The organism is Nonomuraea sp. NPDC050556 (genome assembly GCF_044457355.1).
GTDB lineage: Bacteria > Actinomycetota > Actinomycetes > Streptosporangiales > Streptosporangiaceae > Nonomuraea.
The window spans coordinates 236,923-260,831 of the sequence record NZ_JBITGU010000001.1; the positions used below are offsets into that span (position 1 = coordinate 236,923).

22 protein-coding genes are annotated in these 23,909 nt (G+C 70.2%); 12 read left to right on the forward strand and 10 right to left on the reverse strand.

From position 1 onward, the window contains the following. Positions 1–91 precede the first annotated feature (91 nt). Positions 92–1,603, forward strand: coding sequence for a depupylase/deamidase Dop (gene dop / locus ACIBG8_RS01145; protein WP_397340392.1), 1,512 nt, complete (start codon positions 92–94; stop codon positions 1,601–1,603). A 44-nt stretch (positions 1,604–1,647) separates the two neighbouring features. Here dop and ACIBG8_RS01150 read toward each other — a convergent pair whose 3' ends face one another. Both ACIBG8_RS01150 and ACIBG8_RS01155 read right to left on the reverse strand, forming a co-directional pair. Further along, entirely contained in the window at positions 1,648–2,520 is an 873-nt protein-coding gene (locus ACIBG8_RS01150; RefSeq protein ID WP_397340393.1) for a serine/threonine-protein kinase, read from the reverse strand. A 125-nt stretch (positions 2,521–2,645) separates the two neighbouring features. Further along, positions 2,646–3,050 carry a hypothetical protein gene (locus tag ACIBG8_RS01155; protein WP_397340394.1) on the reverse strand — a complete coding sequence of 135 codons (405 nt, stop codon included), beginning with the start codon at positions 3,048–3,050 and terminating at the stop codon, positions 2,646–2,648. Between the two features lie 148 nt (positions 3,051–3,198). Between ACIBG8_RS01155 and ACIBG8_RS01160 the strand changes: the two genes are divergently transcribed. Together ACIBG8_RS01160 and ACIBG8_RS01165 are read left to right on the forward strand one after the other, a co-directional pair. Next, positions 3,199–3,408: a ubiquitin-like protein Pup gene (locus ACIBG8_RS01160; RefSeq protein ID WP_397340395.1), complete on the forward strand. Its 210-nt coding sequence runs from the start codon at positions 3,199–3,201 to the stop codon at positions 3,406–3,408. Between the two features lie 350 nt (positions 3,409–3,758). Next, positions 3,759–4,427, forward strand: coding sequence for an endonuclease VII domain-containing protein (locus ACIBG8_RS01165; RefSeq protein WP_397340396.1), 669 nt, complete (start codon positions 3,759–3,761; stop codon positions 4,425–4,427). Here ACIBG8_RS01165 and ACIBG8_RS01170 read toward each other — a convergent pair. From ACIBG8_RS01170 to ACIBG8_RS01190, 5 genes are read right to left on the reverse strand one after another with little or no spacing between them, the layout of a single operon-like run. After that, complete coding sequence (locus ACIBG8_RS01170; protein ID WP_397340397.1) at positions 4,400–5,434, reverse strand: DNA polymerase IV; 1,035 nt, start codon at positions 5,432–5,434, stop codon at positions 4,400–4,402. The genes ACIBG8_RS01165 and ACIBG8_RS01170 overlap by 28 nt on opposite strands. Before the next feature lie 11 nt (positions 5,435–5,445). Further along, positions 5,446–6,489 (reverse strand): ABC transporter ATP-binding protein, encoded by a 1,044-nt coding sequence (locus ACIBG8_RS01175; RefSeq protein WP_397340398.1) that lies wholly within the window; start codon positions 6,487–6,489, stop codon positions 5,446–5,448. Next, entirely contained in the window at positions 6,486–7,304 is an 819-nt protein-coding gene (locus ACIBG8_RS01180; protein WP_397340399.1) for a carbohydrate ABC transporter permease, read from the reverse strand. The genes ACIBG8_RS01175 and ACIBG8_RS01180 overlap by 4 nt, the downstream gene beginning before the upstream one ends. After that, a complete protein-coding gene (locus ACIBG8_RS01185) occupies positions 7,301–8,233 on the reverse strand; it encodes a carbohydrate ABC transporter permease (RefSeq protein ID WP_397340400.1) in 933 nt (310 codons plus the stop codon). The genes ACIBG8_RS01180 and ACIBG8_RS01185 overlap by 4 nt, the downstream gene beginning before the upstream one ends. A gap of 10 nt (positions 8,234–8,243) precedes the next feature. Further along, the gene (locus ACIBG8_RS01190; RefSeq protein WP_397340401.1) at positions 8,244–9,611 is read right to left on the reverse strand and encodes an extracellular solute-binding protein; all 1,368 of its coding nucleotides are present in this window, start codon (positions 9,609–9,611) and stop codon (positions 8,244–8,246) included. Positions 9,612–9,838: 227 nt separating this feature from the next. On the opposite strand from ACIBG8_RS01190, the gene prcB reads away from it, so the two are divergent. The 6 genes from prcB to ACIBG8_RS01220 all read left to right on the forward strand — a co-directional run bounded on the left by prcB (position 9,839) and on the right by ACIBG8_RS01220 (position 15,803). Then, positions 9,839–10,702, forward strand: coding sequence for a proteasome subunit beta (prcB, locus tag ACIBG8_RS01195; RefSeq protein WP_397340402.1), 864 nt, complete (start codon positions 9,839–9,841; stop codon positions 10,700–10,702). A gap of 20 nt (positions 10,703–10,722) precedes the next feature. Further along, positions 10,723–11,502 (forward strand): proteasome subunit alpha, encoded by a 780-nt coding sequence (gene prcA, locus ACIBG8_RS01200; RefSeq protein ID WP_397340403.1) that lies wholly within the window; start codon positions 10,723–10,725, stop codon positions 11,500–11,502. 73 nt (positions 11,503–11,575) lie between these two features. After that, positions 11,576–12,097: a hypothetical protein gene (locus ACIBG8_RS01205; RefSeq protein ID WP_397340404.1), complete on the forward strand. Its 522-nt coding sequence runs from the start codon at positions 11,576–11,578 to the stop codon at positions 12,095–12,097. Positions 12,098–12,482: 385 nt separating this feature from the next. Then, positions 12,483–13,841: a Pup--protein ligase gene (pafA, locus tag ACIBG8_RS01210; RefSeq protein ID WP_397340405.1), complete on the forward strand. Its 1,359-nt coding sequence runs from the start codon at positions 12,483–12,485 to the stop codon at positions 13,839–13,841. 78 nt (positions 13,842–13,919) lie between these two features. Further along, entirely contained in the window at positions 13,920–14,843 is a 924-nt protein-coding gene (locus tag ACIBG8_RS01215) for an FKBP-type peptidyl-prolyl cis-trans isomerase (protein WP_397340406.1), read from the forward strand. A gap of 75 nt (positions 14,844–14,918) precedes the next feature. Next, on the forward strand, positions 14,919–15,803 hold the full coding sequence (locus ACIBG8_RS01220; RefSeq protein ID WP_397340407.1) for an FKBP-type peptidyl-prolyl cis-trans isomerase: 885 nt from the start codon (positions 14,919–14,921) through the stop codon (positions 15,801–15,803). Here the strand turns inward: ACIBG8_RS01220 and ACIBG8_RS01225 are convergent. Both ACIBG8_RS01225 and ACIBG8_RS01230 read right to left on the reverse strand, forming a co-directional pair. Next, entirely contained in the window at positions 15,797–18,838 is a 3,042-nt protein-coding gene (locus tag ACIBG8_RS01225; protein WP_397340408.1) for a choice-of-anchor D domain-containing protein, read from the reverse strand. The genes ACIBG8_RS01220 and ACIBG8_RS01225 overlap by 7 nt on opposite strands. A 3-nt stretch (positions 18,839–18,841) precedes the next feature. Then, positions 18,842–20,176 carry a protein kinase gene (locus tag ACIBG8_RS01230; RefSeq protein WP_397340409.1) on the reverse strand — a complete coding sequence of 445 codons (1,335 nt, stop codon included), beginning with the start codon at positions 20,174–20,176 and terminating at the stop codon, positions 18,842–18,844. Positions 20,177–20,424: 248 nt separating this feature from the next. On the opposite strand from ACIBG8_RS01230, the gene ACIBG8_RS01235 reads away from it, so the two are divergent. From ACIBG8_RS01235 to ACIBG8_RS01245, 3 genes are read left to right on the forward strand one after another with little or no spacing between them, the layout of a single operon-like run. Continuing rightward, positions 20,425–21,636, forward strand: a complete 1,212-nt coding sequence (locus ACIBG8_RS01235; RefSeq protein ID WP_397340410.1) for a hypothetical protein — start codon at positions 20,425–20,427, stop codon at positions 21,634–21,636. A gap of 17 nt (positions 21,637–21,653) precedes the next feature. Continuing rightward, entirely contained in the window at positions 21,654–22,295 is a 642-nt protein-coding gene (locus tag ACIBG8_RS01240) for a helix-turn-helix transcriptional regulator (protein WP_397340411.1), read from the forward strand. 12 nt (positions 22,296–22,307) lie between these two features. Beyond that, the gene (locus ACIBG8_RS01245; protein WP_397340412.1) at positions 22,308–22,799 is read left to right on the forward strand and encodes a DUF3291 domain-containing protein; all 492 of its coding nucleotides are present in this window, start codon (positions 22,308–22,310) and stop codon (positions 22,797–22,799) included. Here the strand turns inward: ACIBG8_RS01245 and ACIBG8_RS01250 are convergent. Beyond that, complete coding sequence (locus ACIBG8_RS01250; protein ID WP_397340413.1) at positions 22,733–23,875, reverse strand: monooxygenase; 1,143 nt, start codon at positions 23,873–23,875, stop codon at positions 22,733–22,735. The genes ACIBG8_RS01245 and ACIBG8_RS01250 overlap by 67 nt on opposite strands. Between the last annotated feature and the right edge of the window lie 34 nt (positions 23,876–23,909).

The window sequence follows — 23,909 nt, forward strand, 5'->3', positions numbered from 1 at the left end:
TGGCCTTGAGGCGCTGTGAAGGGCATAGGCTCGGGCATATAAACGGCGGATAGACAGACCGGACTTGTTGGCCGGACGACGAGAGGTGCGCATGACGGTGCGTCGGGTGATGGGCATCGAGACCGAGTACGGCATCTCCGTACCAGGTCAGCCAGGCGCCAACGCGATGGTGACCTCCTCGCAGGTGGTGAACGCCTACCTGGCGGCCTCGGCGGCCAGGGCGCGCCGAGCGCGCTGGGACTTCGAAGAGGAGAACCCGCTGCGCGACGCGCGCGGCTTCGATCTCGCCCGCGAGGTCGCCGACCCCACCCAGCTCACCGACGAGGACCTCGGCCTCGCCAACGTCATCCTCACCAACGGCGCCAGGCTCTACGTCGACCACGCCCACCCCGAATACTCCACCCCGGAGTGCACCAACCCCCGCGCCACCGTCATCTGGGACAAGGCGGGGGAGCGGGTGATGTACGACGCGGCGGTACGCGCCTCGGCCATCCCCACCAACGCGCCCATCCAGCTCTACAAGAACAACACCGACGCCAAGGGCGCCTCCTACGGCTGCCACGAGAACTACCTCATGCGCCGGGCCACGCCGTTCGCCGACATCGTCCGCCACCTGACGCCGTTCTTCGTCTCCCGGCAGGTCGTCACCGGCGCCGGCAAGGTCGGCATCGGGCAGGACTCGCGCAGCGAGGGCTTCCAGATCAGCCAGCGCGCCGACTTCTTCGAGGTCGAGGTCGGGCTGGAGACGACGCTCAAGCGGCCGATCATCAACACCCGCGACGAGCCGCACGCCGACCCGGAGAAGTACCGGCGGCTGCACGTCATCATCGGCGACGCCAACATGTCGGAAATTTCGACATACCTGAAGCTCGGGTCGACCGCGCTCGTCCTCGCCATGATCGAGGACGGATTCCTCACCCGCGACCTCGCCGTCGACAACCCCGTCCAGGCCCTGCGCGCCGTCTCCCACGACCCCACCTGCCGCTACGAGATCTCCATGCGCGACGGCCGCAAGATGACCGCCGTCCAGCTGCAGATGGAATACCTCGAACAGGCGCGCAAGTACGTCGAGGAGCGCGGCACCGCCAACGAGGAGATGAACAAGGACGTCCTGGACCGCTGGGAGTCCGTGCTCACCCGCCTCGCAGAAGACCCCATGCAGCTGTCGCGCGAACTCGACTGGGTCGCCAAGCTGGAACTCCTCGAGGGCTACCGCACCCGCGACGGCCTCGCCTGGTCCCACCCCCGCCTGCAACTGGTCGACCTGCAATACTCCGACATCCGCCCCGACCGCGGCCTCTACAACCGGCTCGTCGCCCGCGGGCGCATGCAACGGCTGGTCACCGAGGACGAGGTCCAGCGCGCCGTCGAGAACCCGCCCAACGACACCCGCGCCTACTTCCGCGGACGCTGCCTGCGCCAATACAGCGAGTCCGTCGCCGCCGCCTCCTGGGACTCGGTCATCTTCGACATCCCGGGCCGCGAGTCCCTGCAACGCGTCCCCACCCTCGAACCCCTGCGCGGCACCAAGGCCCACGTCGGCGAGCTCTTCGACCGCTGCCGCACCGCCGCCGACCTGGTCGCCGCCCTCACCGGCGAATAAGCCTTCACGAGGGGGTACGGCTCCGCCGTACCCCCTCTTTTGATCTACAACGTAAAGGCGTCCTCCGGGGGACGCATCGCCACCGGCAGACGCGGCAGGCCACGCGACGACACCGACACGCCCTCACCGCGCAACACCTGCGTCAGCAACCGCCCCGCATGATCGGCCGTCAGCCGCTGCGCCGGGCTCCGATGCAGCAACCCGCGCAACACCGGCCCCAACGCCCCCGCCCGCGTCGCCGCCCGAGGCTCCGAGTTCAACACCGACAACCCCGCCTCCGACGGCTCAGGCGCCCGCCCCTCCACCGCGAAATACAAACACGCCCCGAACGACCACAGATCAGCCGACGGCGTCGCCGCCTGCCCGCGCAACCGCTCCGGCGCCACGAACGCCGGACTCACCGGCATCGTCAGCGACGACTCCCCGTTCAACGCCGCGATCCCGAACTCCGACAACACCACCCGATCACCCGTCAGCAGGATCGTCCCCGGCCGGATGTCCCGATGCAGCACGCCCTCACCGTGAGCATGACGCAACCCACCCAGCAACTGGAACCCGATCCACGCCGCCCAATGCACCGGCAACGACCCCAGATGCCCCACCGTCTCCGACAACGACAACGCCTCCAGGCGCTCCATCACGATCCAGAGCCGCCCCTCCTCCTCCACCAGATCGTGCACCGCGATGATCGCCCGATGGTTCAGCCGTGCGGCGGAACGCGCCTCGCGCAACGCCCGCGTCCTGGCCTCACGCAGCCCGCGCCCGTCCTCGAGCAGGCGCGGCCGCACCTCCTTGACCGCGACGTCCCGCCGCAGCAAACCGTCGTACGCCCGCCACAGCACACCCGTGGCGCCGTCGGCCACCGGCTCGGCCAACGCGTACCGGCCCCCGATCAGCCGTGAAGAGCTCCGCTTCATCCATCACCCGCCCCTGTCGTCCTGGACTGCCCATTCTGGGGCGGGAAACCGGAGCCATCAGCCGAATGCATGGCCGATCACGGACAGCGTCGCCTTTCTGCCATAACGATTGCGCAGCGCCGTCCTCACACCAGCCCGATGCCCAGCGTGAGCGTGCCCACGGCCAGCGAGACGCCGCCGGCGAACGTGAGCCAGATCAGGCGGTTGGGCTTGGTGTCCGCCGGGCGGGCGACCGAGAGGAAGAAGCCGAGGGGCATGAGGATCGGCGCGGCCACGATCGTGGTGCGGGCGAGGCTCTTGAGGGTCTCGGAGAGGTCGGCCTGGTCGATGTAGAGCATGGCGACGAGGCTGAAGAGGACGAGCACGCCCGCGTGCGCGTGTCCGGCGCGCCAGAGGCCGCGGCGGACGGGGTTGTCGAGGTAGCCCGGGACGTTCCGCATGAGGAACGAGAGCAGGGAAATGCCGCCGAAGGCGACGGCTGGGACTGTGATGAGGAGCACACCTGCGGTGCTGAGGCTTGCGGGTGACATGGCGAACCTCCTGTGGGGTCGGGGTTCCAGCATTGGATAGTGGCGCTATCTTGTCAACCCGTGAAGATCGCGGGACGATCGGCGCGAAATGTCGCTCGGTTCGGGGAAGATATGAGTCAGAGGCAGTCCCCCACCGTGGAGGTAGGACATGGCAGGCAAGGACACCGGCGGCCAGAAGCAGGCGGGCCGTCGCGAGAGCGAGGTCGAGGAGACCGAGGCATCGGCGGCTCCCGACGTCCAGGAGCGGCAGGAGAAGCTCACGGACGATGTCGACGCAATTCTGGACGAAATCGACGAAGTTCTCGAAGAGAACGCAGAGGAATTTGTCAGGAGTTATGTGCAAAAAGGCGGTCAGTAGGGTATAAAACGGACATCGAAATGAGGTCAGAGCGGGCGGAAACGCCGGAGGGGTTCAAGTTCTGTTCGGACTGTGGGGAGACCAGGCCGGTCTCGGAGTTCGGGCTGAACAAGCGCATGACTGATGGGCTTGCGCGGTACTGCAAGGCCTGCTTTCGGGTTCGGTCAACACAGAGTTACCGCAAGCGCAAGACAGAGCAAGGTAAGACGGTTCGCGAGCGGGTAGAGGTCCCCGAGGGCCACAAGTACTGCCCGCGCTGTGCCGAGATCAAGCAGAAAGAGGCATTCGGGAGTAACCGGTCGACCCGTGATGGGCTAACAAGCTACTGCCGTCCGTGTCACACGGCCGCGATGCGGGAGATTGTCATCAGGAATCATGGCAGCGACCGTAACTACAAGCTCAAACTCCGTTACGGGATCACCGAGGACGACTTTGAGCGGATGCTCGCCCAGCAGGGTGGGCTCTGTGCGATCTGCCGTGCCGTCCCCGGTACCTTCGTCGATCACAGCCACGCCACCGGCCAGGTGCGTGGCATTCTCTGTTTCAACTGCAACAACGGTCTGGGGCACTTCCAGGACTGTCTGGCGAGCCTGGAGCTGGCCGCGCTCTATCTCGACGGCGTGGACTACCGTCCCGACTTCGTGATTCTCCCGGAGCAGCGGACCAGGTCGCAGGCGCCGACCCGTCGCTACCACCTCTCCCAGCGTTACCGGATCGGGGACGACGAGGTGGAGCGGATGGTGGAGGAGCAGCTCGGCTTGTGTGCCGTGTGCTGGTCTGCCGAGCCGGAGCACGTGGATCACTGCCATGACACGGGCGCGGTGCGCAAGGCGTTGTGTCTGCCGTGCAACACGGGGATCGGTCAGTTCCGTGACGATCCTGCGGTGGTGTGGCGGGCGCTGGCGTATCTGGAGCCGGTGGTGGTGGAGGAGGCGCTGCCGGTGGAGGAGCTGGTGGCGTTGGCGAGCGCTGAGGATGCGCTTTGGTACGCCTATCTGGATGAGGCGTCCATGGTGTAGTCGACGGCGACGCCGAGGAGTCGTACGGGTCTGGTGGGGGTGAAGCGGGCGTAGGCGGCCTGGGCGGCGTCGGTGATGGTCGCCGGGTCGGTGGTGGGGGTGGGCAGGGTGGTCTGCCGGGTCATGGTGATGAAGGGGGCGTAGCGGACTTTGACCGTGACCCGGGTGATCTCCCGGCCCTCCGCCGCCGCTTCCCTGGCGAGTTGTTCGGCCAGCGTGGTCAGGTGGGCGAGCAGGGTTTCGTCGTCGGTGAGGTTGTGTTCGAAGGTGGTTTCGTGGCTGCGGCCGCGTGGCACCCAGGGGATGTCGGTGACGGTGGTTTCGCCTTTGCCGAGGGCGAGGTAGCGGTACCAGGGGCCGTTGGTGGGGCCGAAGCGGGCGGCGAGCGTCGCTGGGTCGGCTGCGGCCAGGTCGGCCACGGTGTGGAGGCCCAGGTCGGCGAGCTTTCTGGCGATTTTGGCGCCGATGCCCCAGAGGGCTTCTGTGGGGCGGTCGTTCATGGTGGTGGCCCAGTCGGCGCTGGTGAGGCGGTGGATTCCGGCGGGTTTGGCCATGGCTGAGGCGAGTTTGGCCTGGTGTTTGTTGTCGCCGATGCCGACGGAGCAGGTGAGGCCGGTTTTGGCGTGGACGGCCTGCTGCAGGGCGGCGGCCAGCGCGAAGGGGTCGTCGGTGTCGGCGCCCAGGAACGCTTCGTCCCAGCCCCAGACTTCGACGGTGATGGGGAAGGCGCGCAGGACGTCCATGACGCGTTCCGAGGCCGCTTCGTAGGCGGGCGGGTCGGAGGGCAGGAAGACGGCGTCGGGGCAGCGGCCGAGCGCGGTGCGCAGGGGCATGCCGGAGCGCACGCCGTGCGCGCGGGCTTCGTAGGTGGCGGTGGCGACGACCTGGCGCGGCCGGTTGGGGTCGCCGTCGCCGCCGACGACGACGGGCCTGCCGCGCAGCGAGGGGTCGCGGAGGATCTCGACGGCCGCGATGAACTGGTCGAGGTCGAGGTGCATCACCCACATGCTGTCCAGTATCAGCTGATGAGCTGCCCGTCGTGGTAGAGCAGGGCCCGGTTCTGGCGTGGTACGGCCCAGCCGGGTGTGCCGAGCGGCGGTTCCGCGCCTTCTGGGACGACGACCTGGATGAAGCGGGAGTCGGTTTCCAGGGTGACGAGGGTGGCGGTGCCGAGGTTCTCGAGGACGGCGACGGTGCCGGGGAAGGCGTCGGGGCGTTCCGTGGTGGACAGGTCGGTGTATTCGGGCCGCACGCCGTACAGGATGTCCTGGCCGTCGGGGAGGGTGGTGGGCAGGACGGCTCCTGCGACGTGGAGGGCGCCGCCGGTGACGGTGCCTGGCAGGAGGTTCATCGGGGTGGAGCCGATGAAGGAGGCCACGAAGGTGGTGGCGGGGCGCTGGAAGATGTCGGAGGGGGTGCCGACCTGGATCATCCGCCCTTGGGACATGACGGCGATGCGGTCGGCGAGGGCGAGGGCTTCTGCCTGGTCGTGGGTGACGAAGACGGTGGTGACGGCGAGGTCGCGCTGGAGGCGTTTGAGGAAGGTGCGGGCTTCGAGGCGGAGGCGGGCGTCGAGGTTGGACAGGGGTTCGTCGAAGAGGAAGACGGTGGGGTGGCAGGCGATGGCGCGGGCGAGGGCGACGCGTTGCTGCTGGCCGCCGGAGAGCTGTCCCGGGCGTCTGTGGAGGAGTTCGGTGAGGCTGAGGGTGGCGGCGACGTCGGCGGCTTTGGTGGTGCGTTCTGCGCGCGGGACCTTCTTGATGCGCAGGGGGTAGGCGATGTTGTCGGTGACGTTCATGTGGGGGAAGATCGCGTAGTCCTGGAAGACCATGGCGACGTCGCGGCGTCCCGGCGGCAGCGTGGTGACGTCCTGCTCGTTGATCCGGATGGTTCCTGACGTGGGGGTTTCCAGGCCCGCGATGGTGCGCAGGAGCGTGGTCTTGCCGCATCCTGACGGGCCGAGCAGGGCGAAGAACTCGCCGTCGGCGACGGTCAGGTCGATGCCGTCGAGCGCGTGCACCCCGCCGGGGAAGACCTTGGTGAGCCCGTGCAGAGATATCACCGTTTGATCCCCCCGTGGAAGCGGAAGCCGTACCGCTTGGCGACGAACAGGTACATGAGGACGACCGGCAGGGAGTAGAGCAGCGAGAAGGTGGAGATGAGCTCCAGCCTGGGCGCGCCGCCCTCGGTGTAGAGGGTGTAGAGGATGACGGCGCCGGGCAGCTTGTCCGGGTCGCGCAGCAGGATGAACTGGAACAGGAACCCGCCCCACACGCTGGCCAGCGCCCACACGGCGATGGTGGCCAGGCCGGGCCGTACGAGGGGGACGACGATGTGGCGCAGGATCTGCAGCGAGGAGGCGCCGAAGACGCGGGCGGACTCCTCGTAGGAGGTGGGCGTCTCGTCCATGAAGTCCTTGAGTATGAAGATCGCGGCGGGGAGCAGGCCGCCGGAGACGACGAGGATCACGCCGAGGTGGGTGTCGATGAGCGACAGCCTGGTGGCCAGTTCGAAGATCGGCACCATGGCCGCGGTGCCTGTGACGACGGACGACAGCAGGAGCAGCAGGTAGAGCAGCAGGTCGCGGCCGGGGATGCGGACTCTGGACAGGGCGTAGGCGGCCAGCGAGGCCAGGACGACGACCAGCGCGGCTGCCCCTCCTGCCTGGATGACGGAGTTGACGATCGAGCCGACCGCGTAGGGGTTCTCCAGGATCGCCGAGAAGTTGCCGAGCGTGAACTCGGGGATGGAGGTGCTGATCGTCGGGGTGGCGTCGAAGGGGGCGGCGGCCAGCCACAGCATGGGCAGGGTGAAGAAGCCGACGACGACGGCGATGAAGGCGGTGGAGGCGAGCCGGCCGAGCACGTGGCGGATCACGCGGCCCTCCGGCGTCCGAGCAGGCGCAGGTACGCCAGGGCGATGACGAGGTTGATGAGCAGGATGAGGAAGGAGACGGCTGCGCCGACGCCGAGCGCGCCGTTGCGCAGGGCCACGTCGTAGACGTAGATCGGCAGGATCTCCGAGCGGTGTTCGGGGCCGCCGCCGGTGAGGACGAACGGGGTGAAGTCGTTGAACGTCCACAGGCTGATGAGCAGCAGGTTGGTCAGGATGTGGCGGCGGATGAGCGGGAGGACGACGTCGCGTAACTGCTGCAGCACCCCGGCTCCGGCCAGGCGGGCGGTCTCCAGGTGGGAGGGCGGCACGTTCTCCAGGGCGGCGGAGTAGAGCATCATCGAGAAGGCGGTGCCGCGCCAGGTGTTGAAGATCACGATGGACAGCAGCGGGTAGTCGAGCAGCCAGGCGAAGCCCGGGGTGTGGAGGAGGGCGTTGAGCGTGCCCTCGTCGCGGTCGAGCAGGGCGAACCACAGGAAGCCGACGACGGTGCTGGGCAGGATCCAGGACAGCAGGACAACGCCTTCGACGACGCGGCGCACGAGCCCGGTACGGCTGCGCAGGACCCAGGCGAGGGTGAAACCGAGCCCCGCCTGGCCGAGGACGGCCGAGCCGCCGACGTAGAGCAGGGTGAGCCAGAGCGAGGTCTGGAACCGGGGGTCGCCGAGCGCCTTGGCGTAGTTGTCCGTACCGACGAAGGCGGGGTTGGCGGCGGCCAGGCCGGTGAGGCGGTAGTCGGTCAGGCCGAGGTAGATGGTCCAGAGCGCGGGGAAGACGAGGAAGACCCCGATGAGGACCAGGGCGGGCAGGACGAACCCGACCGCCCTGACCCGCCCGAGCCCTGCCGCGTCAGTATCACGGCGATCCTGCGGATCGCGGTCTTCCCTCGTCTCTCCGGTCCTCAGTCGAGACACCGGCGCTCCCTCACCCGGCGACGTTGGCCGAGCCACCGACCAGTCCTTCCAGCTTGGTCTGGTAGGCGGTGGCTGCTTCGTCGGGGGTCTTGCCGCTGACGATGTCGGCCGTGGCCTCCTGCAGGGCGGTGGAGACCTGCGGGTAGACGGCCAGCGGCGGCCGGTAGGCGGTGATGGGCAGCACCTCGTCGGCGATGAACTTCAGCATCGGGTCGGAGGCCAGCACCTCGTCGTTGACGTCCTTGCGTGCGCTGATGCGCACCTGACCGGCCAGTTCGGACTTGGTGGCGGCGGCCGAGTGCATGAACGACAGCAGCTCCCACGCCATCGCGGGGTTCTTGGAGAAGGGGTTCAGCACCCGTACGGCGCCGCCGGACATGGAGACGAAGTCCTGCCCCCGGATCCCCGCGCCGGGCTGCTTGGCGGGGATCTTGGCGTAGCCGACGGCGGCGTCGCGGTTGGGCATGGGCGCCACCCCGGCCTTGGGTTCGATCACCGAACGCCAGAAGTAGTCGCTCTCGCCCAGGACGGCGATCTTGCCGGCGGCGAACTGGGCGAAGGACTTGTCGCGTCCCTTGGCCTCCTGCTGCAGCTTGGGGTCGCCGAGCCCGCTGCCGCCGTAGATCTGCTGGTAGAAGCCCAGCATGTCCTTGGTGGCCTGGGAGGCGCCCGCCCACTTGCCCTGGGTGTAGATCTCGGCTCCCGCGCCGGCGAGCAGCGGCAGCGCGCCCTGCATGGTGGTGGCCTCGCCCATGGCGGTCCCGGCGTTGATCTGCAGCGGGATGACGCCGGGCAGCTTCTTCAGCGCCGTGCCCGCGTCGATGATCTCCTGCCAGCTCTTCGGCTGCCACGTCTCGGGCAGCCCGGCCTTCTTGAACAGCTCCTTGTTGTAGAACAGGACGCGGCCGTCGGTGCCGAGCGGGATGCCGTACTTCTTGCCGTCGAAGATGCCGAGCCCCTGCACGGCCTGCGGGATCTGGTTCCAGCCCTCCCACGCGTCGACGGCCGCCCCGCCCACCTCCGACAGCGGTTTGAGGTAGCCGGCCTGGGCGAACTCGCCGACCCAGATGCCGTCGACGGCGATGACGTCGGCGCCGGTCCTCGACTTCAGGTCGAGGGCGATCTTCTGCTTGTACTGCTCGTCGTCGACGCCGCTGGGCTGGAAGAGGACCTTGACGTTCTTGTGGGTCTTCTCGAACTCGGGGATCACCCACTGCTTGATCCAGTCGGCGGTGCCGGAGTTCTTGCCGCCGGAGATGGAGTTGGCGGCGATGGTCAGCGTGACGCCCTCGCTGCCGGCAGGTGCGCCCGTGCCGCAGGAGGTCAGGGCCAGGGCGGCGAGGGCCGCGATCGCTGCAGGTCGGCGGGGGAGTCGCATAACGGCCTCCTGGACGCGAGCGTTGAGGACGTGCAGACATATCGACAATCGCACGACCCCCGCGGGGCGTAAAGAAACGATCTGGTGAACCCCGCGAGGTCAGTTCTGGGGCCCGCAGGGCCGCGATCGGGAGGATCGCCAAGATGATCGAGGTTCGCGGTGAGCGGATCGTGGGAAGTGCATGCAGCGACGCAACATGAGTAGGGTCGGCCTATCGAACGTGATGTATGGGAGGGAGTCGCGTGGCAACACATAGGGACCTACCCGCGGGCTTGACGGACCGGTTTTTCCAGAACTCTGGAAACTCCTCGTTCACCGAGTTCGTCGGTTCGTACGCGCCGGAGTTGCTGCCCCACCGTCGCGAGGTTCTGGCCACCCCGATAGGCGACCAGGTGCCGCACGCGACGACGATCGTCGCGGCGACGTTCCAGGGCGGCGTGATCATGGCGGGGGACCGGCGGGCGACCTCGGGCAACATCATCTCCCAGCGCGATGTGGAGAAGGTGTTCAGGACCGACGACTACTCGTGCATGGGCATCGCGGGCACCGCGAGCACCGGCATCGAGATGGCCCGGCTCTACCGGGTGGAGCTTGAGCACTACGAGAAGATGGAGGGGCGCACGCTGTCGGTGGCCGGCAAGGCCAACAGGCTGGCCACGATGATCCGCGGCAACCTGGCGATGGCGATGCAGGGGCTGGTGGTGGTGCCGCTGTTCGCCGCCTACGACCCCGACCGCGACGCGGGGCGCATCTTCAGCTACGACGTGGCCGGCGGGCCGTACGAGCGGGAGAAGTTCGACGCGATCGGCTCGGGCTCGATCTTCGCGCGGGGCGCGCTGAAGAAGCTCTACCGGGACGACTTCACGGCCGACCAGCTGGCGATGGCGCTGATCCAGGCGCTGTACGACGCCGCCGACGACGACTCGGCGACCGGCGGGCCCGACGTGTCCAGGAAGATCTGGCCCATCGTCGGCGTGATCGACGCCGACGGCTTCCGCCGCCTGTCGGACGAGGAGGTCGCCGGTTACGTGCAGCGCATGCTGGACGCCCGGATGATCGCCCCCGACGGCCCGATCGCCCCGCTGAGCTAGAAAGGATCACGCCGGTGTCCATGCCTTTTGGATATGCCTCCCCTGAGCAGATCATGCGGGACAAGGCCGACTACGCGCGCAAGGGGATCGCGCGCGGCCGCAGCGTCGTCGTGCTGCAGTACGCCGACGGCATCCTGTTCGTGGCGCCCAACCCGTCGCGGGCGCTGCACAAGATCAGCGAGATCTACGACCGCATCGGGTTCGCCGCGGTCGGGCGTTACAACGAGTTCGAGGAACTGCGGCTCGGTGGCATCCGCTATGCCGACATCAACGGATACACCTACGACCGCAGCGATGTGACCGGCCGGGGGCTGGCCAACCTCTACGCCTCCAACCTGGGCCGCATCTTCACCGAGTCGATCAAGTCGCTCGAGGTGGAGGTCGTGGTGGCCGAGGTGGGTGACGGGCCCGAGGGCGACGCCATCTACCGGTTGACGTTCGACGGGTCGGTGTTCGACGAGCACGGCTTCGCCGCCATGGGCGGGCAGGCCGAGGCGGTCGCGACGCGGCTGAAGGAGGCCTACCGCGACGCGATGCCGCTGGCCGACGCGCTCGGCGCGGCGCTGACCGCGCTGACCGAGCCGGGTGGCGAGCGTCCGCCGGTGAACCAGCTCGAGGTGGCGGTGCTGGACCGCAACCGCGAGCACCGCAAGTTCCAGCGCCTGGCCGGCCCCCGCCTGGACCGGCTGATCAACGGCGGCGCGCCCGCTCCCGCCCCGGCCGCCTCCTCCGACGACGCGCCCACGGCGCCTCCCACGGGGCCCGACGGGGACATCGACGACGGGTCCGGCCCGCTGTAGCATCCGGGGCCCGCTCCGGTGGTGTGACGAGCATCACGTGAACCGGGCGGGCCCGCAGGACATCCAAGACCGTGTGAAAAACTCTGTACGTGCCCTCGTCGCCGGCGCCGCCGCGGCCACCGCGCTGGTCTCCGGCGCCGCTTCCGCTTCCGCCACGGCGTTCCCGAAGTACAAGGCGCCCGCGCCGTTCGGGACGACGTTCCAGGCCGACCCGAAGCACGACTTCACCAAGGGCATCAGCACGCGCCACAACGGCATCCTGCGCGGGTGGATCACGCTGGTGCGGTCGGGGACGGCTGAGTACGCGCCGATCAAGTGGAAGAAGGGCGTGGACTACGAGGGCAGCTTCGAGGGGCCGCCGGAGGGTGACGTGATGGCTTACGCGTCGCCGATCGCGAAGGACGTCATCTTCCTGAGCGCCTATGGCTGCAAGGCCGACATGTCGGCGATGACGGTCAACCGCAAGACGGGGCTGGGCAACAAGCGCTGCAGCCGCGCCGCCCTGATCAAGCGCCACAACGCCAACCGCGTGGCCTCGCTGATCACGGTCTACAAGGGCAAGATCGTCCAAGTCCAGGAGATCTGGCACCCCTAGGCATCTTCACGGGCCTTACAAGCCTTTGGGGGTACGGCGAGCCAGGGGGACCACCGCCCGCCGTAGCCCCGCACCGCCCGCGGCCCGTGCGCCATTCGGGCGCTCGGGCCGGTCGCCGTAACAACGCCAGGGAAGCGCCGAAGGGGTTACCGCCTCGGGGGAGTGCGGGGTTCGTTGCGGTGGCCTGCCACGTCCGCTCGGTGAGCGTCACCCTCCCTGGGGGCTTGGCCACGTGCGGCGGGTGGCGTGTTCCGCGGCTCCGCCGTACCGGCAAGAAGGCCTTTTCGCTTGGAAACTCACCGTTCGGCGCTCGCGACTGTCCGTATATCCGAAAACCCGTGCAAGATCTCTCCCGCTGGCCTACCGGGGGAACTAGTGTGAGGTGATGGATCGTCGCATCTTCGGGCTGGAGAACGAGTACGGCGTGACCTGCACCTTCCGCGGGCAGCGCAGGCTGTCACCGGACGAGGTCGCCCGCTATCTCTTCCGCCGAGTCGTGTCCTGGGGCCGATCGAGCAACGTCTTCCTCCGCAACGGCGCACGTCTGTACCTCGACGTGGGCAGCCACCCCGAGTACGCAACACCAGAGTGTGACAACGTCATCGAACTCGTCACCCACGACAAGGCGGGCGAGCGCATCCTCGAAGGCCTGCTCGTCGACGCGGAGAAACGGCTGCGCGAAGAGGGCATCGCCGGCGACATCTACCTGTTCAAGAACAACACCGACTCCGCCGGCAACTCCTACGGCTGCCACGAGAACTACCTGGTCGGCAGGCACGGCGAGTTCGGCCGCCTGGCCGACGTGCTGATCCCCTTCCTGGTCACCCGCCAGATCATCTGCGGCGCCGGCAAGGTGCTGCAGACCCCGCGCGGCGCCGTCTACTGCGTCTCCCAGCGCGCCGAGCACATCTGGGAGGGCGTTTCCAGCGCCACCACCCGGTCCAGGCCGATCATCAACACCCGCGACGAGCCGCACGCCGACGCCGAGCGGTTCCGCCGCCTGCACGTCATCGTCGGCGACTCCAACATGAGCGAGACCACGATGCTGCTCAAGGTCGGCGCCACCGACCTGGTGCTGCGCATGATCGAGGCGGGCACCGTCATGCGCGACCTGTCGCTGGAGAACCCGATCAGGGCCATCCGCGAGGTCTCCCACGACATGACCGGCAGGCGGCGGGTACGGCTGGCCAACGGGCGCGAGGCGTCGTCGCTGGAGATCCAGCAGGAATACCTGTCCAAGGCCAAGGACTTCGTCGACCGCCGCGGCGGCGACCCGGTCGCTCGGCGGGTGCTGGAGCTGTGGGAGCGCACGCTGCACGCGGTCGAGACGGGCAACCTCGACCTGGTCTCCCGCGAGATTGACTGGGTCACGAAATATCAGCTCATCGAGCGGTACCGCAAGAAGTACGACCTGCCGCTGTCCTCGCCCCGCGTCGCGCAGCTCGACCTCGCCTACCACGACGTGCACCGCCGCAGGGGGCTGTTCTACCTGCTGCAGAAGCGCGGCGCGGTGGAGCGGGTGGCGTCCGACCTGAAGATCTTCGAGGCCAAGTCGGTGCCGCCGCAGACGACCCGCGCCCGGCTGCGCGGGGAGTTCATCCGCAAGGCGCAGGAGAAGCGGCGCGACTTCACCGTCGACTGGGTTCACCTGAAGCTGAACGATCAGGCTCAGCGCACCGTGCTGTGCAAGGATCCCTTCCGCAGCGTCGACGAGAGGGTGGACAAGCTCATCGCCGGAATGTGAAAGCCCGTTTACCTCGGGCCTACATCGATCTCCGGTAGTGTGGCGCGAACCCTACCCGTCTGTCTCCGAAGGATCTCCATGCGCCGCCGCCTGGCCGTACTGGCCGCTGTTCCTTTGCTTTTCGCTGCCGCATGCGGTGGCAGCACCGACGCCGGCGGCCTGAAGGTCGCGGGAGCCGCCGGCGCCGAGCCCCAGGTCACCTTCCCCACCGGTGACCCGGCGGCCAAGTCGTCCTACCAGGTGCTCAACGCCGGGTCCGGGGCGGCGCTGGCCAAGGGCGACACCGTCTTCGTCAACCTGACCGTGTGGACGTGGGACGGCAAGGACAACAAGAAGGAAGGCACCACCTACACCGCGAAGAAGCCCGAGCCCATCCAGATCAGCGACAACATGCCGAAGGTCATGGTGGACGGCTTCGCCAAGACGAAGCTGGGCGGCCGGTTCATGGCGGTGGTGGCGCAGGACAGCTACACCAAGGAAGAGCAGGAGAACGCCAAGAAGCAGGGTACGGACACCTCCAAGCCGAAGGTGTTCGTGATCGACCCGGTCTCCACGCTGCCCAAGGCGGCCGTGGGCACCGCGACCGACCCCGGCGTCAAGGGCGTGAAGGTGGAGAACCCGGGCGGCACCGAGGCGCCCAAGCTCACCACCAAGACCGACGAGAAGGCGCCCAAGGAGTTCGTCAACAAGACGATCATCAAGGGCACCGGCCCGGCGGTGAAGAAGGGCCAGAGCGCGGTCGTGCACTACACGGGCAAGATCTGGGGCACCGACAAGCAGTTCGACTCCAGCTGGGGCGGCGAGCCGTTCACCGTCCAGGGCATCGGCACCGCGGAGGTCCAGGTCATCAAGGGCTGGGACCAGGCGCTCAACGGCGCCACCGTCGGCAGCCGCCTGCTGCTGGTGATCCCGCCGGAGCTCGGCTACGGCGCGCAGGCCAACGGCGGCATCCCGGCCAACAGCACGCTGGTCTTCACCGTGGACGTACTCGCGGCTTACTGACACCTGTTCTGATAAGGCGATAGCATCACGTGGCCCGGTTCGCCGGGCCACAGTCGTTCCTGGGGAAGGACGCCGATGCGGCCGCTCGCTGTGCTGTTACCCCTGCTGCTCCTGGCCGCCTGCACCGGCGCCCAGGGGCAGGACCTCGACCTGAAGGTCGGCGGCGCGTTCGGCGCCAAACCCACGATCGTCTTCCCCGGCGGCGAGCCCGCTGACACGCTGCAGATCGACGAGCTGACCTCGGGCAAGGGGACGCAGCTGCGCACCGGCGACCTGGCCATCGTGCAGTACACCGCGCACATCTGGGACGGCGAGGAGAACCGCCTCGTCGACTCCAGCTTCAACCGGGGCACCCCGGCCGCCTTCCCCGTCGGCTCGCTGCTGCCCGGCCTGGACAAGGCGCTGCGCGGGCGCAAGGTCGGCAGCCGGGTGATCGCGGCGATCCCGCCGGGCGAGGGGTTCGGCGCCAACCCGCCGCGCGGCATCGGCGCCTCCGACGACCTGTTCTACGTGGTCGACATCCTCGGCACCCACCCCAAAGGCGCTTCCGTGGGCGGTGGCGGCTCGCTGGCCGGGGTCCGGGTGGGCGGCTCCCGGCCCAAGATCGTCATTCCGGGTACGGCGGCGCCGCCGCGTTTCGCCTCCAAGGTGCTCGCCAAGGGCGCGGGACCCAGGACGGAGGCGGGACAGCTGCTGGTGACGCAGTACGAGGGCGCGGTCTGGGCCGGGCGCCGCGTCTTCGACTCCACCTGGACCTCCGGCCAGCCCAGAGCCTTCAAGATCGGTGACGGCAGCGTCATCAAGGCGTGGGACAAGGCGCTGGTCGGCGTCCCGGTGGGCAGCAGGGTCGCGATCATCGCGCCGCCCTCTTCCGCGTACGGCGCGGCCGGGCATCCCGCGGCGGGCATCAAGGGCGACGACACGCTGATCTTCGTCGTGGACGTGCTGGCCGCCTACTGACGCGTGAAGTCGTAGGTGTAGCTCTCCTGGCTGTGCAGGGTGCGGCCGGACACCAGGGCGGTCATCGCGGCGGACACCACAATCCTGGGTGCGCCGCGGCGCACGACCAGCCGGGCCGAGACGCTGGTGACCTGCACCTGGGCGTTCGATCCCAGGTTGCGCGCCATCTGGTCGACCTGGTCTTGCACGTCGGCCTGCAGCCCTGAGTCGAGCACGACGTAGCCGCCCAGCGTGTAGGGGTGGATGGTGAAGGTGCCCCACCACGGGTCGTCCACCCGGTAGGCGCACTTCGTGCCCGCGCAGGGCACGACCTGGCGGATCGGTATCGGCGGGGCGGAGGCGACCTCCCGCTGCAGCTCCGCCTGCACCTCCTGCTTGATGGCCGCGCACATCTCGGGCGGGGCCTCGGGGATCCGGCAGGAGTAGGCGACCTTGGCCAGCCGGTAGGTGCCGGTGAGCTGTCCGGTGGCCAGGGTCGGCAGGCCCTTGCCCGACAGCGCGACCACGGCCTGCCCGGCGTACAGGCTCGCGGCGCGGGTGCCCGCCCGTGCTGGCTGGAAGCGCAGCCGCAGCGTGCAGGGGTCGCCGGGGCGGACGGCGCCGGTCGTGCAGGTGCCGCCGACCACGGAGAAGTCCTGGCTGGCGACCTTGGGGGACAGGGTCAGCGGCGCCGGGCCGACGTTGGTGAGGGTGATGGTCTTCTCGCGGTTCCAGCCGAGCGCCACGCGGCCGAAGGACAGCTCGCGCGGTGCGCTCACGGCGCCGGACACCTGGGAACGTTCCTTGAACGAGGTCTGCGCCTGCACGGTCCCGGTGAGGCCGCCGGTCGCCAGGGTGGTCGCCGTGACGCAGGCGACCAGCGTCTTGCCGGTGACGAGCGACCCTCCGGCCGCGCCCCCGCCGGCCCCGCCCGCGCTCCCGCTGGACGCCGCTGAGGACGCGCCGCCGGACGAGCCGGACATTCCGGGGCCCGCCGAGGACGCCGCGTCCGACAGTCCCGTCCCACCGGCCACGCCTGAGACGCTCGCCGGGCCGGTCGCCGCGCTCGCACCCGCTTCGAGAAGTTGCGCGAGGGCCAGGGCCGGGATCGCCGCCCCGCCCGCGATCAGGGCGACGCGGCCGGCGGTCTCCCAGCGCCCGGACAGCACGAGGCTGTCCTCCACCGCGCGCAGCAGCGCGACGGCCCGCTCGCCGTACCCGGCCCTGTCGCTCCAGACCGCCATCCTGACCAGCAGCGCCTGGTCGGCCAGCACCCGGTCCCTGTCGCCGGCGTTGAGCTCGATCCACACGGCGAGGTGGCCGAGCATGCGCTCGTGCCAGACCCTGGCGTTGATCTCGGGCGCGAGGGCGGCGCAGACGTACGGCGTGGCGCGGAAGCGCAGCGGCCCGCCGTCGACCAGCCCGCGTTCCATCAGCGCCCAGAGGGCCTCGTGGCACGCCGTCCCCAGCGCGGCACTCAGGTGGTCGGCAGCGACCGGGACCTCGAGCGCGGCCAGGAGCGCCAGGACGTCGCGCTGGGGCGGCGGCAGGCGGTGGAAGACGGTCGCCACGTGCCGTGGCCCCGAGCCCGGCTCGCCGGCCCGCAGGTGCTCGGCCGCCGCGGCGAGCGCGGCTGGGTGGCCGCCGACGTCACGCCAGGCGGCTGCGGCCGCGGCGTTCTCGCGGTCGTCGAGCCGCCTGCCCAGCCTGGCGGCGAACAGCTCCGCCGCGTCGTGGGCGCCGAGGGGCGGGAGGGTGACGACGATGCCGCCGGTGTCGGGGACCGTCGTGGCCAGGACGAGCGCCAGACCAGGCAGGTCGTGCAGCAGGCGGTCCTGGTGGGCGCGGGGGAGTTCTGCGTCGTCGACCAGGACGAGCGCGCGCAGCCCGGCCAGGTACCAGGCCAGCTCGTGGGGGGAGGGGCGGTAGGGGCGGTCGGTGGCGTAGAACACCTGGAACAGGTCGAACAGCAGGTCGCCCGAGCCGTCGAGGCAGACGACACCGTCGGGGAAGTCCTCGCCGGATGCGTTGTGGGCCAGCTCGCGCAGCACCGCCGTACGCCCTGAGCCCGGGGGGCCGGCCAGCGTGACGACCGCGCCCGGGGCGAGGGCGGCCCTTAGTACGGCCAGCTCCCGCGTCCTGCCGACGAACGCCCGGTCACGGGGGAACGTCGCCCGCACCGGCCGGGCCAGCGGGCGCACCAGGGGGACCGCCGGCTTGGGGATGGGGTCGGTGAGGGACACGGCCTGGCCGTTCGCGACGACGATGTCGTCGTGCCCGGACAGCCGCAGCGGCTCCACGCCGCGCGCGCACCACTCGGTGGCGACGTCGACGGCGAACAGCAGCTCGAAACCGGCGGGGAACCCGTCGGTCCGCTCACGGGCCCCGCGAAAGTCCCCCACCCGCCAGCCGGGCACCCCCCGAGGATGCCCCCGCCGGTCACCCACCCGCCCGGCGCTTCCGTCAGGTCCCTGGGGTGTGGAGGGGTCGCTTCCGGCAGGCCCGCGAGGGGCGTCGGGGCGCTCAACAGGGAAGCATTCTGGAGGGTCGGTCACGCGGCGGGCCGGGACGCCTGACAGGAGGTCCAGGGGGTCGACCACCGCATAAGCGCCGGACAGGGCACGGATCGCCGCCTCGTCCCGCGAGACGCCCTCGGCGAACAGCGGCACCGCCGCCCACTCGCCGATCCCGCGCGTCAGCCCCACCAGCACCACCGGCGCCCCCCTGACCGCCACCGCGAGTACGGCCAGCAGCCCGGCCCCCGCACACGCCCCGCACAGCAACGCCGCGACGTCGAGCGGGGTGGCGTGCCCGTCCATGACCTCCCCGGGCGACCGTACCTGCACCAGCGCCGTGTCCACGGGAACCGCGTCGAACCGCAACCGCTCCGCCCGCACCGCTCCCAGGACCGCGTCGAGCGCCTCCCGCCGCTCCTTGGGGGTGGCGTCACGGGGGAGCGGCAGGTCGAGCCGCAGGTAGCGTCCGGCCTCGGGGAGGATGCGGCGCGCGAGCCCAGGGGTGTCGGTGCGCGACCAGGGCGCCCAGGTGTACGCCACGGGTCACGCCTGCCGCTGGTCGCGGAACACCAGCGCCCCGGCCAGCCGCCGCCGCCTCCGCGCCGCCCCTCTGGCCACTGCCACCCAGGCCGCCGTGACCACCGATCCGGCGAACAGCACGAGAGCCGCCGCGTGCCCCACCGGGCTGGCCACGACCAGCCAGACCAGCACCGCGACAGGCATGACGACGGCAGGAATCACGTAGAAGCCCCCACTAGGCCGGATCGCCGGTAACCGCCCAACCAACTCCCCCTCTCCAGGAGACCACCGCACTCCCCGCGAGTCCATCCCGGGCGGGCCCGATCCTTGGTCCGCCCACCCCTGGCCGCCCCAGTAAGCCCCCGCCCCATCCGGCGCGCCCCCCTGCCCTTCCGCACCCGGAACGCCCCATCGCGCGGCCATTGCCCCCTGCGCCCCCGAACCTTCCGAGGTCGCTGCCCCTCGCGCCTCCGCCTGTCGTGAGTCCGGCGCCGCCGTGCCGCCTGGGGCGGATCCCGGCGGCATGCCCCGCCATTGCGCGCTCTCCTGCGGGGGATAGGCGAGGGTTCTGCCTGGGGTGGGGAGGGGGTGGGCAGAGATGGTGGTGTTCGCCTGTGTCGAGGGAGGGGGCGGGGGTGCGTGCCGTACCAGGGAAGCCTGCGCCGACCCCGACAGCAACGCCGCAGACACCTCGGCAGGCGCGTCCCCCGGAGCCGTCAGCAACTCCAGCAACACCTCCTGCGCCGAAGGCCGCCGGTCAGGATGCTTGTCCAGGCAGGCCCCCACCACCTCGCGCAACCCCACCGGCACCCCGGAAAGATCCGGCTCACCGTGCAACACCCGGTTGACGATCGCCGGAACCGCGTCCTGCCCGAACGGCGGCCGCCCGGACGCCGCGAACGTCACCGTCGACCCCCACGCGAACACGTCCGCCTCGGGCCCCACCTTGGACCCGTGGATCTGCTCGGGCGCCATGTAGGGGGCGGTGCCCATGAACTGATCGGTGGAGGAGTGGGTGGCGTCCAGGATCCGCGCGATCCCGAAGTCGATCACCCGGGGACCGTCCGGCCCGACCAGCACGTTGGCCGGTTTGAAGTCCCGGTGCACGATCCCGGCCCGATGGATCGCCGTCAGCGCGGTCGCCATGCCGACGGCCAGCCGGTGCAGGGCCTGGGAGGCGGTGAACGGCCCGCCGGTGCGGACCAGGCTGTGCAGGGAGGGCCCGTCGACGAACTCGCTGACGATGTACGGCTGGTCGCCGTCGAGGTCGATGGCCAGGACGCTCGCCGTACAGAACCTGGCGACCCGCAGCGCCGCCCTGGCCTCGCGCACCAGCGCCTCGCGCGCCTTGTCACCCAAGGCCCCGCAGGTGTCAGGCCCAGGTAGACGACCGCCTGGCCGCCGGAGCCCAGGCGTCCGAGCAGGTGGTACGGCCCGAGCCTGGGCGGATCGCTGGGAGCGAGAGGGGACACCGCCACCATGGCGCCTCCATGGGATCAGCACACAGTGTACGCGCGCGCTCGCGGAAAGCCAGGCCTTGCCGGGCGCGGGGAGGGGCGCTGTACTGGGATCGGATCGGGGCCACCGGCGGACACGTGGAGCGGCGCATGTGGGTCGGCCCATACCGCGTGGTCGACCCTGAGGATCGGCCCGCAGCGGCCGCGCGTGCGGTCGCGGCCGACGGGAACGAGGTGCTGGTGCGCTTCCTGGATCCCGCTGCCAGGCACGTCCAGGCGCGGGCCGTCCAGGCGTTGCGGCGCGGCCGGATCCCGCATCTGGTGGAGGTGCTCGGCGCGGATCTGTCTGCGGCGGAGCCGTACATCGTCACGACCCCCGTCCCCGGCGTCCCGCTGACCGAGGAGCCGCTGCCGGTGGAGGCTCTGACGGTCGTCGCCACGGACGTCCTGAGGGCGGTCGCGGCCTGTCACGCCGAGGGGTTCACGCTCGGCCACCTGACGCCCGACGCCGTGCGGGTGAACGACGGCAGGGCCGTGATCGGCCTTGAGGCGTGGCTCGGCACAACCACCGACCCGGCGGCCGACGTCCTCGCCTGGGCGGAGATCGTCACGTACGCCGGGGGCGGCGAGCTCGCGCCTCCCCTGAAGGACCTGGTGGCCAAGGCGGCGACCCACTCCGCCGCCCACCTCCTGGCCGAACTGAGTGGTGAGCCCTACAGGGCCAGCGCGCCAACCGCCTCCTACACACAGCGGGCCGCGCAGCCCACCGACGTCGTTCGCGCGAAGGCGCTCTCCTGGACGGGCCTCCTCCTGCTGGCGGCAGCCGTCCTGGCCCCGCCCCTGGTGGCCGTCTTCCCTGTGGCGGGAGCCGCCGCGATCATGCTGGCCGCAGCCTTGTACGGCGCGGCCACCGTCGCGATCCTCCCCTTCACCACGACCAAGCGGGACTGGACGCCGGGAAGGCGGGTGGCGGCGGCCCTGTCGGTCCTGCTCGGAGCCCCGCTGGTCGGCGTCTTGCGCGCCCTCCAGCAGGCCACCTTCCTGGCCCTCGCCACCGGGGCCGGAGCCATCCTGGCCCTGGCCTTCCCCAACGACCTGCAGGTGGAGATCACCCTGCCCCGCTACACCGCCCTCGCCTACGCCCTCCTGAGCTCCACCGCCGCAGCCAGCAAGGTCCGCCACGACCACAAGGGCGCCAAGGGCGGGTTCCTGGTCTGGCTGCTCACCCTGGTCTCAGCGGTCGCGGCCGTGGCCCTGGTGGCGAGGATCGGCCTGGAGCCTGACTGGTGGCCGATGACCGACGACAGCTTCCTCGGCTACGTGGAGAGCTGCCCCGAGCTGGTCCGCTGGGCGTGCCGGTGACCGCCTAGACTCCCGGTGTGAGCGGCGATGACCTCGAGGCCCTGTCCGAGCTGCAGGACCCGGTACGGCGCAGCCTCTACGACCTGGTCGCCCGCAGCCGCCGGGCGGTGGGCAGGGCCGAGGCGGCGGAGGCGGCGGGCATCTCCCGCACGCTGGCCGCCTTCCACCTGGACAAGCTCGTCGACGCTGGACTCCTGGAGAGCGGCTTCCGCGCCCCGGCCAAGAAGGGCCCTGGGTCGGGCCGCCCGGCGAAGGTGTACAGCAGGGCGCGGGTGGAGCGCTCGTTCAGCCTGCCGCCGCGCGACTACCCGGCCATGGCCACGCTGCTGGCCGACGTGGTCGACCTGCTGGGCGGCGACGAGCAGGCGGAGAAGGCCGCGAGGAAGGCGGGCGAGCGCCTGGGCCGTGAGCTCAACGGCACCGTCGTGCAGGAGCTTGCCGCCAGGGGCTACGAGCCGTACGAGGAGGGCGACCGCATCAGGTTGCGCAACTGCCCGTTCCACGCGCTGGCGGAACGCCATCCGCTGCTGGTCTGCTCCATGAACCTGGCCCTGTGCCAGGGCCTGCTGGAGGGCGCCGGCCACGACCCGGCGGAGGCGGAACTCGACCCGAGACCGGACGAATGCTGCGTGACCCTTTCTAAAAACAACGATCATTGACATAGTAGAGCCATGCATCTCGCCCAGCTGAACGTGGCGCACCTCCGCGCGCCCCTCGACACCCCAGAGCTCGCCGACTTCGTCGCCAACCTCGAACCCGTCAACCTGCTCTCCGACGCAGCCCCCGGCTTCGTCTGGCGGCTCAAGGAGAGCGAGAGCGACCCCACGGCCACCGTCCAGCACGACTACGGCGACCACCTGGTGATCAACTTCTCGGTCTGGGAGTCGCGCGACACGCTGTGGAACTTCGTCTACAAGAGCGCCCACCTGGCCGTCCTGCAGCGCCGCAGGGAGTGGTTCCTGCACATGGCGCAGCCGTACAGCGTGATGTGGTGGGTCGAGGAGGGCGAGCTGCCCACCCTGGACGAGGGCATGGCGCGCCTGGAACGCCTCAAGGCCGAGGGGCCCGGCCCCGAGGCGTTCACGTTCAAGGAGTTCTACGACGAAGCCACCGCGATGCCCAGGCACATCTCGTCCTGGGTGCCCTCGCCCCAGACGACGTAGCGCGGCGGCAGCTTGGCCAGCAGCGGAAGCTGGGCGCGCAGCCCGGCGTCGTGCGTGCAGGTGACCCTGACGACGTCGCCCTTCTTCAGCGTCACCGGCTCGGGCAGCGGCTGCAGCGCCTGGTTGTCGAAGTTGTACTCGGGTACGTCGAGCAGCGTCTGGCCGCCCGGCTTGCCCGGGTTGAGCTCCACCTTGATCGCCCGGCCCAGCAGGTGCATGTGCCCGGCCATCGCGTAGAGGGTGGACGGGCCCTCGATCTGGTGGTCACAGTGCTGCGTCGGACCGGGCGCCGCCTTGCCTCCCGAGCAGAACTGCAGCAGTTGCTCCGTCCGCTGCTCCGCGTCGTCGGCGAACCGGCGCCCGACGTCCGCGATGGCCGCCTTCCTGTCGCACAGCGCGCCCTTCTCCCGCGCCGTGCACGGCAGCTCGATCGGCGCCTGGAACAGGGCCGTGAGCAGCGCCTTGTGCGGCCCGTGCGCCAGGCGCATCCGCACGCTCGACTGGTCGGGACCCGCCACCTGGCCCTGGGCCAGGGCCAGCGTGCTGTAGTGCACCTGCATGATCAGCGCGCTGCCCGCGGGCATGGGGTAGCCGAGCTTCGGGTCGAGCAGCACCTCGCTGGTGCCCGGCGCCCAGTGGCCGATCCAGTCGGCGTCGCCGACACCCGCGTCGCCGAAGCATCCCCACCCCTCGCCCGGCGCGGCGGCGTCGGTGGCCTGGGCCTCGGCGACCTTGCCCGCGTCGAGCCGGTAGAGGATCGCGTGGTGCACCACGTCGCCGTTCTGGGCGGCGAACTGGGTGCCCATGAGGTACGTGTCCGCCGCCGTGATCTTGGGATCGATCAGGAAGCACCGGTACTCGTCCGTGCCGCCGTTGGGCGGCTTGGTCGTGTATGGCTGCGGCATCTTCAGGGTGACGAACTCCTCACCCTGGCGCAGGGGCGCGGCGGCCGGGACGGTCGCTGCCTTTCCGTGCATGCCCGAGTGCTGGGCGGCCGGCGCTGCCGTGGTGGCGGCGCCCCCGCAACCGGCGGCCAGGGCGGCGATCAGGGCGAGCACGAGCGGCGTTCGCTTCATCGTTCCAGGCTCCCGCACGAGCCGCCCGCACGCG

Excerpts from the sequence above, each read along its gene's own strand:
- ACIBG8_RS01220 (WP_397340407.1), top strand. The coding sequence starts at position 14,919 with ATGCGGCCGCTCGCTGTGCTGTTACCCCTGCTGCTCCTGGCCGCCTGC.
- ACIBG8_RS01165 (WP_397340396.1), top strand. The coding sequence starts at position 3,759 with ATGCGGGAGATTGTCATCAGGAATCATGGCAGCGACCGTAACTACAAG.
- ACIBG8_RS01235 (WP_397340410.1), top strand. The coding sequence starts at position 20,425 with ATGTGGGTCGGCCCATACCGCGTGGTCGACCCTGAGGATCGGCCCGCA.
- ACIBG8_RS01245 (WP_397340412.1), top strand. The coding sequence starts at position 22,308 with ATGCATCTCGCCCAGCTGAACGTGGCGCACCTCCGCGCGCCCCTCGAC.
- pafA (WP_397340405.1), top strand. The coding sequence starts at position 12,483 with ATGGATCGTCGCATCTTCGGGCTGGAGAACGAGTACGGCGTGACCTGC.
- ACIBG8_RS01250 (WP_397340413.1), bottom strand. The coding sequence starts at position 23,875 with ATGAAGCGAACGCCGCTCGTGCTCGCCCTGATCGCCGCCCTGGCCGCC.
- prcB (WP_397340402.1), top strand. The coding sequence starts at position 9,839 with ATGGGAGGGAGTCGCGTGGCAACACATAGGGACCTACCCGCGGGCTTG.
- prcA (WP_397340403.1), top strand. The coding sequence starts at position 10,723 with ATGCCTTTTGGATATGCCTCCCCTGAGCAGATCATGCGGGACAAGGCC.
- ACIBG8_RS01170 (WP_397340397.1), bottom strand. The coding sequence starts at position 5,434 with ATGTGGGTGATGCACCTCGACCTCGACCAGTTCATCGCGGCCGTCGAG.
- ACIBG8_RS01155 (WP_397340394.1), bottom strand. The coding sequence starts at position 3,050 with ATGTCACCCGCAAGCCTCAGCACCGCAGGTGTGCTCCTCATCACAGTC.
- ACIBG8_RS01160 (WP_397340395.1), top strand. The coding sequence starts at position 3,199 with ATGGCAGGCAAGGACACCGGCGGCCAGAAGCAGGCGGGCCGTCGCGAG.
- ACIBG8_RS01190 (WP_397340401.1), bottom strand. The coding sequence starts at position 9,611 with ATGCGACTCCCCCGCCGACCTGCAGCGATCGCGGCCCTCGCCGCCCTG.
- ACIBG8_RS01215 (WP_397340406.1), top strand. The coding sequence starts at position 13,920 with ATGCGCCGCCGCCTGGCCGTACTGGCCGCTGTTCCTTTGCTTTTCGCT.
- dop (WP_397340392.1), top strand. The coding sequence starts at position 92 with ATGACGGTGCGTCGGGTGATGGGCATCGAGACCGAGTACGGCATCTCC.
- ACIBG8_RS01150 (WP_397340393.1), bottom strand. The coding sequence starts at position 2,520 with ATGAAGCGGAGCTCTTCACGGCTGATCGGGGGCCGGTACGCGTTGGCC.